General features: G+C 41.1%; 11 protein-coding genes. 4 read left to right on the top strand and 7 right to left on the bottom strand.

What is annotated here, in order from left to right:
* The first annotated feature begins 49 nt into the window (after positions 1-49).
* The 3 genes from BFG52_RS09420 to BFG52_RS09410 all read left to right on the top strand — a co-directional run bounded on the left by BFG52_RS09420 (position 50) and on the right by BFG52_RS09410 (position 1965).
* Complete coding sequence (locus BFG52_RS09420) at positions 50-1192, top strand: ribonuclease D (RefSeq protein ID WP_067555195.1); 1143 nt, start codon at positions 50-52, stop codon at positions 1190-1192.
* Between the two features lie 57 nt (positions 1193-1249).
* The gene (locus tag BFG52_RS09415; protein ID WP_067555192.1) at positions 1250-1453 is read left to right on the top strand and encodes a hypothetical protein; all 204 of its coding nucleotides are present in this window, start codon (positions 1250-1252) and stop codon (positions 1451-1453) included.
* 260 nt (positions 1454-1713) lie between these two features.
* The gene (locus BFG52_RS09410) at positions 1714-1965 is read left to right on the top strand and encodes a hypothetical protein (protein ID WP_157758095.1); all 252 of its coding nucleotides are present in this window, start codon (positions 1714-1716) and stop codon (positions 1963-1965) included.
* A 330-nt stretch (positions 1966-2295) separates the two neighbouring features.
* Here BFG52_RS09410 and BFG52_RS09405 read toward each other — a convergent pair whose 3' ends face one another.
* The 5 genes from BFG52_RS09405 to BFG52_RS09385 form a co-directional block, all read right to left on the bottom strand.
* Positions 2296-5484, bottom strand: coding sequence for an efflux RND transporter permease subunit (locus BFG52_RS09405; RefSeq protein WP_067555186.1), 3189 nt, complete (start codon positions 5482-5484; stop codon positions 2296-2298).
* Position 5485: 1 nt separating this feature from the next.
* Complete coding sequence (locus BFG52_RS09400; protein WP_407639250.1) at positions 5486-6628, bottom strand: efflux RND transporter periplasmic adaptor subunit; 1143 nt, start codon at positions 6626-6628, stop codon at positions 5486-5488.
* Positions 6629-7051: 423 nt separating this feature from the next.
* Positions 7052-9559, bottom strand: coding sequence for a TonB-dependent siderophore receptor (locus BFG52_RS09395; protein WP_067555180.1), 2508 nt, complete (start codon positions 9557-9559; stop codon positions 7052-7054).
* Between the two features lie 107 nt (positions 9560-9666).
* A complete protein-coding gene (locus BFG52_RS09390) occupies positions 9667-10683 on the bottom strand; it encodes a FecR family protein (protein ID WP_081408670.1) in 1017 nt (338 codons plus the stop codon).
* Between the two features lie 3 nt (positions 10684-10686).
* Positions 10687-11211: an RNA polymerase sigma factor gene (locus BFG52_RS09385; RefSeq protein ID WP_067555174.1), complete on the bottom strand. Its 525-nt coding sequence runs from the start codon at positions 11209-11211 to the stop codon at positions 10687-10689.
* A gap of 273 nt (positions 11212-11484) precedes the next feature.
* Here BFG52_RS09385 and BFG52_RS09380 point away from each other — a divergent pair, with 273 nt between their 5' ends.
* A complete protein-coding gene (locus BFG52_RS09380) occupies positions 11485-12192 on the top strand; it encodes a response regulator (RefSeq protein ID WP_067555168.1) in 708 nt (235 codons plus the stop codon).
* A 25-nt stretch (positions 12193-12217) separates the two neighbouring features.
* Here BFG52_RS09380 and coq7 read toward each other — a convergent pair whose 3' ends face one another.
* Together coq7 and BFG52_RS09370 are read right to left on the bottom strand one after the other, a co-directional pair.
* A complete protein-coding gene (gene coq7 / locus BFG52_RS09375) occupies positions 12218-12856 on the bottom strand; it encodes a 2-polyprenyl-3-methyl-6-methoxy-1,4-benzoquinone monooxygenase (RefSeq protein ID WP_067555165.1) in 639 nt (212 codons plus the stop codon).
* A 2-nt stretch (positions 12857-12858) separates the two neighbouring features.
* Positions 12859-14181 (bottom strand): MFS transporter, encoded by a 1323-nt coding sequence (locus BFG52_RS09370; RefSeq protein ID WP_067555162.1) that lies wholly within the window; start codon positions 14179-14181, stop codon positions 12859-12861.
* Between the last annotated feature and the right edge of the window lie 159 nt (positions 14182-14340).

Raw genomic sequence — 14340 nt, 5'->3', positions numbered from 1 at the left:
AGTTAAAATCCCTTTTAATTTGAATATATTATTTTGACTCAAAATTCACATGTTTCAATTCATCCAACAACAGACAGAACTTGATCAAGTTCTGAATCTCATGAGTCAACACTCGATTTATGGCATCGATACCGAATTTATTAAGGTCGATACGTTTTGGCCAAAATTGGGTGTATTACAGATTAATATCAATGAACAGGTGTTTTTATTGGATGGCACCAGTTTAGATCTCAGTACTTTCTGGCATAAAGTTTTTCAAGCACAACAGAATATCTTCCACGCATGTAGTGAGGATATTGATTTGATTTACTACTATTCAAATAACAAAAAAATTGAAAATGTTTTTGATACGCAAATTGCGATGTCTTATTTGGGTTATGGTCTACAAGTGAGTTATCAGAATGCCTTAAAGCACGTTCTAAATATTGATATTGCCAAGGATCAAACGCGTTCTGATTGGTTAGCGCGTCCCTTGAGTTCTGATCAATTACAATATGCGGCCAATGATGTTTTATATATTACCCAGTTGGCAGAACAGATAAAGTCTCATTTGGTAGAAAAACAACTCTATGATTTTGTGCTTGAAGATTGCAAGCATTTGGCTTATGAAATTGCCCAAGAGGTACCCCAAGACAAACTATTTACTGAAGTTGGAAATTATCGCCATACACCAAAACAATTAATGCAGTTACAACAACTCAGTGTCTGGCGTGAACAGATGGTGAAAGCACTGAATCAGCCACGTAGCTTTATTTTAAAAAATGCCACCATGATTGATTTGGTTGAGAAGAGACCTAAGAATAATTTCCAATTGTCACAAATCAAAGGTATGCGTCCAGTCATTGTGCGTGAATATGGCAAAATCATTTTAGATTTACTGAATTATTTACCCGAACCAGATAAATGGCCACTGCGTTTGGCACGTCCCATTAAGCAGTCATCACAAGGTGTAACTTTGGTGGTGGACCAGCTGATTGCTCAGGTGTCTGAGCAGATACATGTGCCTAAAGAAGTATTAATGCGTAAGAAATGGCTCAATCAGCTGTATCAATATGTGGTATTTCAAGGTCAAGCACAAGATTTAAGCCCATATTTATTGGGCTGGCGTCATGAGTTATTAACCCAGCCGATTATTACGTTGTTACAGCAAGATGTTGACTATTTGAGCCGACAGATGAAACTGAGCGATTAATTTTACAGGATACATTGCCATAAATTGATTAAAAGTAATGCATGAAGGACATCTCATATGAATGATGTAGAAAATGAAATCTTGGCGCAACAGCAAGATCAACTTGATGCAAATAAAGAAAAAACCAGTGACTATACTGCTGCAATCAATCCAGATCCGATTGATGTTGTCGAGCTGGTCTTGGATGCGGGCAAGTTGGTGGTGGAAAGTGGAAAAGAAATCGTAACGACGATTGTAGAACATATCGATTTTAATTTTTAAGAAGACATCTACCCATAAGATCGAGTACGGTAATGCGCGTGGTCTTTAGGCTTTACTTAAAGGAAATATAAACCTAGGGAAAAATATAAACCCAAGGGGAAAATATAAAAGCGCCATCGCAAGTCTATATCGCGGTGTATCGTATTGTAAAAATACACGATGTTTTGAGAATATCGCCGTTTTAAACTACATTGTCGCAACAATTTTTTAAAAAATGCGATGCTATATTAACGATTTAAATTTCACAGATGGGCATTCAAATGCATACTAACAAGAAACATTGGTATTTGGTTTATGCGACATATGAAGACGCTAGAAATTCATCAAAACATATGGCTGAAGGTACTTTTTCACTGTCATCTACAAATATAAATAAATCGATGTTGGCAATCATTCGAACGGATTTAATAAAACGTGTCCTTGAACAAAATACCGATTTAGAGATTGAAAATTTTAAATTACATGCGTTGTCTTATTTGGGGGAAATGACTGAGCAAGCGTTTAATGCTTAGTCTAAACGTTTTAATACTTAGTCTGAAATCGCTTGAATATAGCATGAAGCATTCAAGGTTTAGCAAGTTGGATAAAATATAAAGCAGCGATGGCAATAGAAAAGCGTTGAACATCGTGATTGAATAGCCTGACCATTATTTATTTATAAAAATATTAGCCTGTCTAGATTTAAAGGTTGGTTTTAAGCAATGAATGGTCAGCGCATTTTATTTTAGTTGATATAAAAAGTTGATAGAAAAAATAGTAAACCGCTGGGCATGATGTTTTTAGTGAATGCACAAGCACTGAGAAAAAGCGTGTTTGTGCATTTTAGATCTTAACGCAAAGGCTTATGATTGCTTGACAACTTTTCCTTTTTTAAAGCAAGACAGCAACTTTTGTTTGATATCATCAATAACAGTATAGACCACAGGAATCACCAATAATGACAATAACGTACTGGTGATCAAACCACCAATTACGGCAATCGCCATGGGCGCTCTAAAACTTGGATCTGTACCAAATCCCAGTGCGATTGGCAACATACCTGCACCCATCGCCAAGGTGGTCATCACAATTGGACGTGCGCGTTTATGGCAAGCATCTAATAATGCATTGAAGCGTGAATAGTGATGCTTTTCTTGGGCCATAATGGCATAGTCCACCAGTAGAATAGAGTTTTTACTGGCAATACCCATTAACATAATCAAGCCGATCAGACTCGGCATAGAAAAATTACTCTGAGCCAAAAGCAGTAATAAAAAGGCGCCACCTAAGGACAGCGGTAAAGCCACTAAGATACTGATAGGCTGTAAAAAGTCTTTAAACAACAGGACTAAAACAACATAGATACAAAGTATTCCTGTCAACATAGCCAAACCGAAACTTGCAAATAACTCTAACATCGCCTCAGTATCACCTACATCTGTACGTTTTATACCAGGCGGTAGTTTTTGCATGATCGGAAGTTGCTCAACCGCATTGGTTACATCGCCAAGTGATTGATTATTTAATTCAATGCTAAAGTGGATATTACGTAAGCGATTGAAGCGATCAATTTGTGACGGTCCGCCTTCGATGTCGATGCTGGCAATACTGCCCAGCATTACAGCCCCCTTACTACCCGGTATCATTAAGCGTTTGATCAGTTCGCTGTCTTGCCGTGCGGTAAGCGGTAGTTTAATCACTATCGGGACTTGGCGTTGTGATAAATTTAATTTGGCAAGGTTCTGATCAAAATCGCCAGCAGTAGCTATGCGTAATGTATCGGCAATACTTTGTGTGGTGATGCCTAAATCTGCAGCTTTGGCAAAGTCTGGGCGTACCACTAATTCTGGTCGAATCAATGCTGTACTAGAAAGAACTGCACCGACATTTGGAATGCTACGCATTTCTCTTTCTAACTGTTGTGCGGTCTGGACTAATATTTCTGGATCATCACCAGAAAGCGACAATTGGTATTGATTATTCGCACCGGCATTGCCCACTTCAATACGCGCACCGGGTATAACAGCTAAGCGATCACGAAACTCACTTTCAATATCTTTTAAACTTTCAGAGCGTTCTGAACGGTTTAACAATTGAATCGTCAACGTTGCTTTACGTGGTTCACTGGCAATCCCGCCAGCAAAGATATCATTCGTTCCTGCGGTTCCTGCACCAATTGTGGTGTAAATGCTTTTAATATTGGGATTATCTTTAATCAGCTGACGGGCATATTCAGCGGCTTTCAGTGTTTCTGGAAATTGTGTTCCCGGTGGTAGCCCGATATTGACTTGTGTTTGTCCAGTATCTTCAGCCGGTAGAAATTCTGTTGGAACCAAAGGAATAAGAATCAACGAACCTATAAAAAACACAAAAGCTGCAAAAACAGTTAACCAGCGATGGTTTAAGCACCAGCTTACCCATTGCATATATTTTTGCATGATCGCACCGTCCTGTGCACGTTCTGCTGCCAATTGCTGGCTTCCTGCACCATGATCAAGATGTGTTACATCATGTTGTTCTGATGGATCAAATTTCTGTTGTTCGACAGCGCTGGTTTCCAGCTCTTTTGATGATTTCACCCAAGGCTTTAAGATATAAGCTGACATCATTGGGGTCAATAAACGTGCAACCAATAACGATGCAAAAATTGCCAAAGATGCAGTCCAGCCAAATTGGGCAAAGAAACGACCATTAATACCGCTCATAAAAGCGGTCGGTAGAAAAACCGCAATCAGGGTGAAGGTGGTCGCAATCACGGCCAAACCAATTTCATCCGCAGCTTCCATGGCTGCTTGATAGGGACTTTTACCCATTCGTAAATGCCGAATAATATTTTCTATCTCTACGATGGCGTCATCGACTAAAATTCCGACCACCAACGACAATGCTAAAAGCGTGATCATATTCAGACTAAAGTCCAAATAATACATGCCAATCAATGCCGGTAAAATTGAGAGCGGTAGGGCAATGGCTGCAATCAGTGTTGCACGCCAGTCACGTAGAAATAACCAAACCACTAAAATGGCTAAAATGGCGCCTTCATAGAGTAAAGCAATTGAACCCTCATAGTTATCAATCACAGGATTGACAAAGTTAAAGGCTTCAGTGAGTTGAATATCTGGATGTGCCAGTTTGAGTTTTTGCAGTGCTTGCTCGATCCCTTGCGCGACTTCGACCTCACTAGCACCCTTACTACGTGAAATTTCAAAACCAATTGCAGGCTGACCATTCAATAAAGCCGCACTGCGTCGTTCAGCTATACCATCACGCACGGTGGCAACTTGATCTAGACGTATCCGTTTGCCATTGCTTAGGGGAATATCCATTGCGGCAATTTCAGCCGCAGTTTTTACTGTTGCAATGGTGCGAATAGATTGTTCACTACCACCAATTTTAGTTTGACCACCTGATGTTTCTTGTTGTACTAAACGTAATTGCTGTGTTACATCTGCTGCTGTTGCATTCAATGCCAGTAATTTTTCTGGATCAAGTTCAACATTGACTTGGCGGGTTACGCCACCGACCCGTGAGACGGCACCAACCCCTTTGACTTGCAGCAGGGCACGCGCGACATTATAGTCGACAAACCATGATAGCGCCTCTTCATCCATCTGAGGGGATTGTATGGTATAGGTCAAGACTGGCATGCTGGATAAATCGACTTTACTTACAATCGGATCACGTAAGTCTAGCGGTAAATCAGAGCGTACTTGTGCAACGGCGTTGCGGACATCATCTAATGCTTCTTGGATTGGTTTTTCTAGTTGAAATTCGGCGGTAATCTGTACCACACCATCTTTGATGGTGGAATATTGATTTTTTAGACCTTGAATACTGGCAAGTGAATTTTCAATTTTACGCGCCACTTCTGTTTCAAGCTGCGGTGGTGCTGCACCTGGTAGGGCTGCAGCAATGGTCACCATGGGGAGTTCAACATCTGGAAATTGCTGAACTTTCATCCATTTAAAGCACATTAGACCCGCTAAGCCCAACATGATAAACAGTAGAATACCAGCAATAGGATTGCGTATAGACCAAGCAGAGAAATTCATATTATTTCTCCTGTTCCGTCGTCAGTTGCTTGGTTAAAGGCGTGTCGGGAATGGCTTTACTGATACTGACCAAATCACCATCTGCTAAGAATCCTACACCCGCAGCCACTAAGTTGACATTATCGGCATTGGCAAGATCGAGAACTTCAACACGATCATTGAGACGTCGCCCAATACTAACTTTTTGTTGGCGAATGTGCTTATCTGGACTAATAATAAAGACATAGCTAAAGCCATCACGCATTAAAATCGCACTTTGCGGTACAGTGATTGCCATTTTGTCGCCTAAATCAAACTCACCTTTGACATACATACCCATACGTAACGCATTATTAGGGGGCAGATCGACATAGACCAGACCATAGCGATTTTGCGGATCAATGGCAGGAGGCAACATACGAACAGTTGCTTTAATTGCAGCTTGATTGGGATCAGGTGGAATAACCTTAACTGACATACCTGGTTTTAATTGATATAAATCAGTTGAAGTCACTTCTGCTTGCCATTCCAAGCGATTATCGCGAATCAATCGAAACATCTCTTGTCCCGCTTGCGCCAAGGAGCCAACAGTTGCCGTCCGTGCAGAAATCACCCCTTGATCAGATGCAATAATTTGGGTTTGCTGCAGGCGAATTTTTTGGCTATTGATTTGTGCTTTTGCAGCATCAAGCTTGGCTTGAGCAGTTTGCGTGGTGGTCAGATATTGGTTGGCTTCTTGTTTTGAAATCGCACCAGTATCTTTAAGTTGTTGAATACGAGTCAGATTCGCTTTTGCCTCAGCCAATACTGCCTGAGCTTCCGCTGCATTGGCTTGTGCTGATGCCAGCTCTGCACGAATGCTATCACTATTGATCTCGGCAAGTAGTTGCCCTTTACGCACGTGATCTCCAACATTCACCATAACTTTGGTAATGCGTTGTCCGGAAAGCTCACTCCCAATAACAACTTCTTGCCAAGCCGCAACGTTACCGTTGGCATTGAACTGCTGCGGCCAATTTTGCCGTTCTGGTCGAACGGTATTTACACTCAAGACAGCCTTGCTACTTTGCGCAGCTGGACCTTCTTCTGCGATTTGCTTTGGAGAAGATTTTAAGAATTGATATGCCATAAAAATGACGAGCAATATTATAATGATCATCATCATTAAGCGTTTACGCGGTATTAGTTTTTTTTTCAAAGCATCATACACGGACATTTTTAGTATTTAAAAGAATGGAGAGGGCAGTGAGTATTAGATACACACCACAGTTCGTCAATAAAAATTGACATAATTAACAATAAATAAAACTTAATTTAATAATTTATATTACTTTAAAATAATGACAAATTTCATGGTTGTTGTATGCGAAAGTTATTTCTGTCTTTGCAGGAGAAATCTGTCTTGCAGTAGATTTATACTGTGCAATAGAATATCAACAAGCCGATATGATTTTAAGCCAAGCGCAACAACAGTACCAATCGATCATCTCCTGATTTCTTTGTTGTTGGACCTGGCTGAGTTTATTCACCACTGTAAATATCGCGAATCAATTGAATTATTGCCACAGCAATATTCGAGCTCTTTTATTTAAAATTTATATTTTGCAGTGATCATAAAATTTCGCGTTGCGCCAAAAGCAGTTCCGCCACTATTCCAACCTAAACTGGTATAGTAATTTTTGTTCAATAGGTTATTTAGATTGAATTGCAGATTGAGGTCTTTATTGACAGCATAGTTGCTATATAACGAAACCAACGCATAGCCAGCTTGGCGTATATGAGGATCATCACTTGATGAAGTTGCATTTTGTGCATAAATACTGCCACCGACTCGCCATTGGTTAAATTGAGCTGGAAGTTGATATTGCGTTGAGAGTTTAAATTGCTGCTTCGGGAGACTTGGATTAAATATTTTACCTACATTTTCAGCATTGCTGTCCTTACTATATTCGGTGTTGACATAGGTATAGCCTGCCGATAACTGCCAATACTCAGTTAATGCACCATTTAGCTCAAGCTCAAAACCTTTACTTTCCACTTCACCAGATGCTCTAGAACAGTAACCTTGCGTGTTACCTGGACAGGGATTAGGTCCCTCTAAATCACTGATGGAGCGGTTTTGTTGTTGTACCAAGAAGCCTGCAATGCTGGCATTGAGTTGACCATCAAAATATTCACCTTTTAGACCAATTTCATAGTTAACACCGGTAATGGGTTGCAATTGTTCACCATAACGGTCAACCGCACTTTGCGGTTCAAATATTTCAGTCCAACTGGCATAGACAGAATGTTGCGGATTGAGATCATAGATGATCCCTAAATAGGGCGTAAACTCAGCCTTTTGTTCATAACGGCTATTGTTGCGTAGGTTTTTACTGCTATACCAACTCCAACGGGAACCCAAAATAATTTTCAGTGGGTCCGCCAAGTTTAGCCGTGTCGCAGCATAAATACCTTGTTGATTGGTTTTGTTGTCGATATTCCATAAATCCATATCGATTTCTGGTCTGGTGACTTGCCAAGCATCCCAATGTGAAAGATCAATGGCAGGTGCTTGGTTTGTCCAAGCATAATCTGCCCAACCTCCCCAGTTTTTATTATGTTTTTCACGATGGCTCAGCCCAAACATAATGTCGTGTTTGCGTTGTAACAGTTGATAGTGCCCATCAACAGCCAAATCATAGCTGTCTGCAGTATTATCTAATTGGTAGGCTTGGCTATGTTGTCGCCAAGGTTGTTGGGTAGAAGCAGCTTGTAAACTGGTAAATAATAGATCTTGTTGTGGGCGTTTCCAAAGGCTGGAGAACTTAAGGTTCCAATCTTCATTGATCTTATAAAGAAGCTCAGAAAAAACAGATAGATCCTCTTGCTTCCAATAATCGAAAGCATTCGAAAGATTGCTTGTGGGGGTGAATTGTAAAAGCTCGCCATTGCTGATATTGGGTAAATTTTGTGAACCACCATGATTATCGACTTTGCGATAATGCACACCCAATGTGGCAAGTAACTGTGGGCTGAGGTCTGCTTCTACAATACCGTAAAACTGATAATTTTTCGCATCAGCTTGGTCGTAGAACTCATTACGATCTTGTGCTGAAACAACCGTTCTCGCACGTAAGGCACCTGAGCGATTGAGCGGTCCGGCATAATCAAGACTGGTTTTATAGTTTTGCCAACTTCCTAGACTTATGGTCGCGGCTCCTTGTGCTTGGGTGGTGGGGCGTTTACGCACAAGATTGATACTGGCAGATGGTGTACCTACACCGGTTGTCAAACCTGTTGCACCACGGACCACTTCAACACGATCATAAATATCTAAGGCATCATTATCGCCATTAAATGTGCCATTTGCGCCCAAGGTCATCGGCACACCATCGATCAAGATATTAGACAGGGGGAAACCACGGGCACTAATACTGCCTGAGTCACCGGTATAGTAGCCTTTTTGCATAACCAAACCGGTGACATTCTGCGCGGCATCATCCAATGTGGTCAGTGCTAAATCATCAATTTGCTGACGTGTCAGTACGCTTACAGACTGTGGCGTTTCGCGCATCGATAGCTTCAGTTTTGTCGCAGTATTCATTTGCCCCGTGGTATAGGAATTCCGACCTTCGGTTTTGGTGGTATCTTGTTGTGCTTGTAATTCGATCACAGCCAGTTCTGCTACGGTTGTTTCAGCATCGACTGCGGCAGCTTCAGGCGGGAGTTGAGTGACGGCTTGGGCGCTTGTATTTGGCTGTTGCGCTTTTTTGACGATAATATAACCTTGCGCAGTTTGTTGTGCCTGAAAAGCAGTATTGGCCAATAACGTATTAAAACCCTCTGGCACGCTATAAGACCCATGTAAACCAGCACTTTTATAGTGCGCTAATTGTGCACCATCCATCGCAATAGCAATGCCTGATTGTGCTGCGAAGAGGTTGAGGACTTGGTTCAGGTTGGCTGCAGCTATTTTATAATGACTGCGCTGCATGTGTTGTGCCGCAAATACAGCACTCTGTGTGGTATATAACCCCGCACATAACACCATCTGTAACGATATAACGATGGGTTTCAGTGTGATTTTTTTGTGTCGCTTGTGATAGAACGCCATTATTTTCACCAGACAAAAGATTGATAAATAGAAAGTTGCAATATTTTTCATCTATAGGTCGGTTGAAAAGTAAAAACACGCAAAAATAATTTAAATTTTTAGCGTAATTAGCGAGCTGCTTTGCGATAAATATGTTTACGTTTTAAAAAGTCTTGTTCGACCTGTATATCTAAGCTTTGTTGTAATAATTCTAACGCGCTACCATTTAAAGGTAACATTGCAGTGACTTTAATCGATTTGAGTTGATCCGGATCATATTTAAAGCGAGCAGCGTCGTAACTTTGCAAAATGGCAAGTACTTGATCCAGTGGCATTAAGTCGACCATGAGCATGTGTTTTTGCCAAGCGGTGTGGGCGAGTTCAACTGAAATGTGTTGTACAGGATGTATACCTTGATGATCAATAATGACTTGTTCACCCGCATGAATTTTCTGCTGAAGCTGTAAACCTGATGGTGTGGTCGTAGTGACTTCAGTTGTGGACTCCAACATGGTCAAAATAGTTGCATGTGCATGTTGTTGCACAATAAAGCGTGTGCCTAATGCTTTAATGTGCGCAAAGCGTGTTTGGATAATAAATGGGCGTTGAGCGTCTTTGGCAACATCGACCAATATGTTGCCATCGATTAAATCAACCACACGTTGTTGTTGATTAAACTGAATGTTATATGCCGATTTACCACTGATTTGAATATCAGAATGGTCTGGTAGCTGTTGTTGTGACCAATTTTGATAGTCTGAGCGGGTATCTGCCAACCAGTAATTGATCGGTAAGCATTGCCAAAGGACGCCAAAACCACAGAATACTGCCGCTATACTCAAGAGATGTAAGCGTTTAAAGCGCTGGTCTGTCTGACTTTGTTGGATGGCATCTTCAATGATGGTATGCGGAATCATCTGACTATGTTGCTGGCGCAGTTGATGAAGTTGCCCCAGTGATTGGCGCATTTGTTGAAAAACTTGTTCATGTTTGGGGTTTTCTTGCCGCCATTGCAAGCACGCTTGTTGGGTGGCCGCCGTACAGTCTTCACTTTCTAATTGTAATAGCCACAATGCAGCCTGTTCCATTAGCGCATCATCGCTAGCGCATTGATCTGTCTGCATTTTAGAATGTGAAGAATCCATAATTTAGTGATGTTGCTGTAGCCATTGATGGCAATGTACCATGGCTTTGGCCAAATCGTATTGTGTTGTGCGTACACTTACAGCAAAATGTTCTGCAATATATTTTTGACTACGACCTTCTAAGTAATAGAGTAATAAACTCATGCGTTGACGTTCGGCTAGATCATGAATGGCGTGACTTAAACGTTGTAATAACTCGATATACATGAAAAGTTGTTCTGGGCTGTTTACAACGTCATGTTGCTGGTTTTCACTTAGAAAGTTTAAGTATTGACGTTCAATGATTTCATGGCGGGTATGATCGATTAAAATACCGCGTGCAGTGGTGGCTAAATATGCTTTGGGTTCACAGATTAAATGGGCTTTTTGAGAAATAAATAATTTTAAGAAAGTATCTTGCACCAAATCTTCGAGATGTGTTTGTGATTTTAGATGACGATATAACCACTGGCAGAGCCAGCGATAATGATTGACATAAATATGTTGGAAGCACTGAGCTTCTTCTTCTGAAGATGCTTGAGCCGTCATGGTTTACCTCAGGGTGCGAGATGTGCAGTAAAGTATGCAAGTATACAGATGAATGAGAATTATTTTCAACATGATGCGGGGAAAGTACTGGTCTGGTCAAGGCGTGGGCATGAGGTCGTTATTCCCATTGCCGCCAATGCAGCATAGACTTGTAGGCAGATAGCATGAGTTTAAATTGAAAAGTCTTTCAAGTCTTTCAAGCTTTAGTTGGCGGCGATGGTCGTGCAGCTAAGCTTTTTATCCACGCTATAACGATTGAGGTTATTTGATACGATGGCAAATAGCACATCACGCCCACAAATTCTCATTATTGATGATGAATTGCAGGTGCAAAAATTTTTGGCAATTGCCTTAAAGGCACAAGGCTATCATGTATTACAAGCGGACTGTGCCGAACAAGGACTGCAACGTTTGGTGTTGCAAGGCGCTGATTTAGTCATTCTAGATTTGGGTTTGCCAGACCAAGATGGTCGGGATGTTTTAGCCGAAATTCGTAGCTGGTCACAGTTACCCGTTTTGGTGCTGTCGGTACGCGCAGATGAATCAGAAAAAGTTGCGCTCTTAGATGCTGGCGCCAATGACTATGTGACCAAGCCCTTTAGCATTCAAGAATTATTGGCAAGGATTCGGGTATTGTTGCGTCAGCAACCACAACAACGTGAAGCGGCAATTTTTGATGATGGTCAATTAAAAATTGATTTTGCCCAGCATCAAGTCTATTTACATGGTCAGGTACTGACTTTATCGCGTAAAGAGTATCAACTCTTGGCTTTATTGGCACAACACAGTGGTCAATTACTCACACAGCCGCATATTTTAAATGCACTTTGGGGGCCGAGCCATCAGCAAGATACGCATTATTTAAGAATTTTATTGGCTAAGATACGGCATAAACTGGCGGATGATCCAGTACATCCGCGCTATATTGCCACAGAACCGGGTGTTGGTTTGCGCTTTTTGGCAAAGTCAATGCTGCCGTAGAGGCTTAAATATAGAGGCTTAAATCTTAAATATAGTAACTGGTTTTGGTCATGAGCTTAGAGATAGCCGTCATGGTTATACGAACTGGTAGCGGTAGATCAACACCACCGGCATCAATTGCTGTATCACGATGATGCAGCTCATCTTCATTCATTTGCGCCAAGATTTTTTTGGAGCGCTCATCTTGTACAGGCAGTTGAGCAAGATGATCCAATAAATGCTGGCTGACTTGACGTTCTGTTTCTGCCACAAAGCCTAAGCTATATTCATCACCAGCTAGGCCAGCCAAGGCACCCATACTATATGACAGACCATACCACAGTGGATTGAGAATGCTGGTTGGACTGTTGAGCTCAACCAAGCGTTGTTCACACCATGCCAAGTGGTCTTGTTCCTCAATGGCTGCAAATTCCATTTCTTGGCGTACCCGTGGTAATTTGGCTGTTAACGCCTGCCCATGATACAGCGCTTGGGCACAGACCTCACCACTATGGTTAACACGCATGAGACCTGCAACATGGCGCGCCTCGTGTACGCTGAGTTGGGCGCGATCTTCACTTTGTGCAGGGCAGTCACGATGTGCTGTGGTACTGCCTGGAATGAGACTACGTAAAGCTTGATCAAAGGATTGGATCAATTTGTCAACTGGGCTGTATTGACGCATTTTTAATTCTCCAAAGATTGTTGTGCACTTGCTAATTTTGGTTTCAGCTTTTTCAGCAAGACATAGGTAAAGATGGCACTGAGTACTGCGGTACAACTAAATAAAATTCGAATGTCTAATTTCAGTATACTTAAAATAATGATAGAAAAAACAGCAGAGCTGACCATAAATAGTGCATTTAAAATATTATTGGCAGCAACAACACGCGCACGGTGACTTTGTGGTGCAAAGGCTTGCATCATGGTATAGAGCGGTACGATATAAAACCCGCCACAGATCCCCAGTAAAATAATAGCAAACATGACATGATAATAGGCTGCCCCGAGTTGGAATACATCGGCTATGCTTAAATACTGGCTACTATGATGTGGTGGAATAAAACTTAAGCTGATCACAAGATAAAATGCACAGACTGTAAGCCCTATTGCACCCGCGATGACAATCTTAATATTGGGGCGATCACCACCAATTTTACGACATAATAACGATCCAATCCCTATGCCGACAGAAAAGAAGGTCAATAATAAGCTCACCACATTTTCAGAGCCATGTAAGTTCTGCTGCGTCATTTGTGCAATTTGGGTGAGATAGGTGGCACCATAAAACCAGTACCATGAGTTACCCAATAAAATAATAAAGACCAATGGTAGGCTGCGTGCATAAGCTAAGGTCTTGAAACTGGTACGGAAGAAATTCCAATCAATGTCAAGTTTGGGGCTGGATACCGGTTGTTTTAAAATAGCGCGACTACAGCAATAACCTATAACGGCAATCGTCACAACGGTTAAACTAATCCACAACATATTGCCATGTGAGTTGGCAATAACAGCAGCACTTAAAATCATCCCTAATAAAATTGCAATCGATGTGCCTGATTGAAATAAAGCATTTCCTGAGATAAGTTCTTGTGGTTTTAGGATATCAGGTAAAATCGCATATTTAATCGGTCCAAAGAAGGTACTGTGGGTTCCCATTAAAAATAAAGCGAACAACAATAACCATAAATTGCCCGTTAAAAAGCCAACTGTGGCAATCAGCATAATCAAAATCTCTAAAATTTTAATCATACGAACTAAAAATGAACGTTCGTATTTATCTGCGATCTGCCCAGCAGTGGCTGAGAAAATAAAATAGGGTAAGATAAACAACAAAGCAGCAAGATTATTTAAGGTGCTAATGTGGCTATTCTGTAAATTAATCCATCCATAGGTAATTACCAGTAATAATGCGTTCTTAAATACATTATCATTAAGCGCTCCGAAGAACTGGGTGAGAAACATCGGCAAAAAACGCCGTGTAAACAAGATATGTTCTTTATTTTCCATTGATAACTTCACTGAGCTATATTAAGTTTTGAGTGATTTGAAACATTATATCTTGAAACTGCAGTATGATTTGATAGATGCTTAATTTGATGCGATTTATTTTACAATAGCGCCAATATAAGAGCCGTGTATGCTAGACAGTGACAGCTTTTATATCAT

Origin of the sequence: Acinetobacter larvae (assembly GCF_001704115.1) — a bacterium.
Taxonomy (GTDB): domain Bacteria; phylum Pseudomonadota; class Gammaproteobacteria; order Pseudomonadales; family Moraxellaceae; genus Acinetobacter; species Acinetobacter larvae.
This window is presented reverse-complemented; position numbering and strand designations above follow the sequence as displayed.

Excerpts from the sequence above, each read along its gene's own strand:
- BFG52_RS09420 (WP_067555195.1), top strand. The coding sequence starts at position 50 with ATGTTTCAATTCATCCAACAACAGACAGAACTTGATCAAGTTCTGAAT.
- BFG52_RS09415 (WP_067555192.1), top strand. The coding sequence starts at position 1,250 with ATGAATGATGTAGAAAATGAAATCTTGGCGCAACAGCAAGATCAACTT.
- BFG52_RS09410 (WP_157758095.1), top strand. The coding sequence starts at position 1,714 with ATGCATACTAACAAGAAACATTGGTATTTGGTTTATGCGACATATGAA.
- BFG52_RS09405 (WP_067555186.1), bottom strand. The coding sequence starts at position 5,484 with ATGAATTTCTCTGCTTGGTCTATACGCAATCCTATTGCTGGTATTCTA.
- BFG52_RS09400 (WP_407639250.1), bottom strand. The coding sequence starts at position 6,628 with ATGATGATGATCATTATAATATTGCTCGTCATTTTTATGGCATATCAA.
- BFG52_RS09395 (WP_067555180.1), bottom strand. The coding sequence starts at position 9,559 with ATGGCGTTCTATCACAAGCGACACAAAAAAATCACACTGAAACCCATC.
- BFG52_RS09390 (WP_081408670.1), bottom strand. The coding sequence starts at position 10,683 with ATGGATTCTTCACATTCTAAAATGCAGACAGATCAATGCGCTAGCGAT.
- BFG52_RS09385 (WP_067555174.1), bottom strand. The coding sequence starts at position 11,211 with ATGACGGCTCAAGCATCTTCAGAAGAAGAAGCTCAGTGCTTCCAACAT.
- BFG52_RS09380 (WP_067555168.1), top strand. The coding sequence starts at position 11,485 with ATGGCAAATAGCACATCACGCCCACAAATTCTCATTATTGATGATGAA.
- coq7 (WP_067555165.1), bottom strand. The coding sequence starts at position 12,856 with ATGCGTCAATACAGCCCAGTTGACAAATTGATCCAATCCTTTGATCAA.
- BFG52_RS09370 (WP_067555162.1), bottom strand. The coding sequence starts at position 14,181 with ATGGAAAATAAAGAACATATCTTGTTTACACGGCGTTTTTTGCCGATG.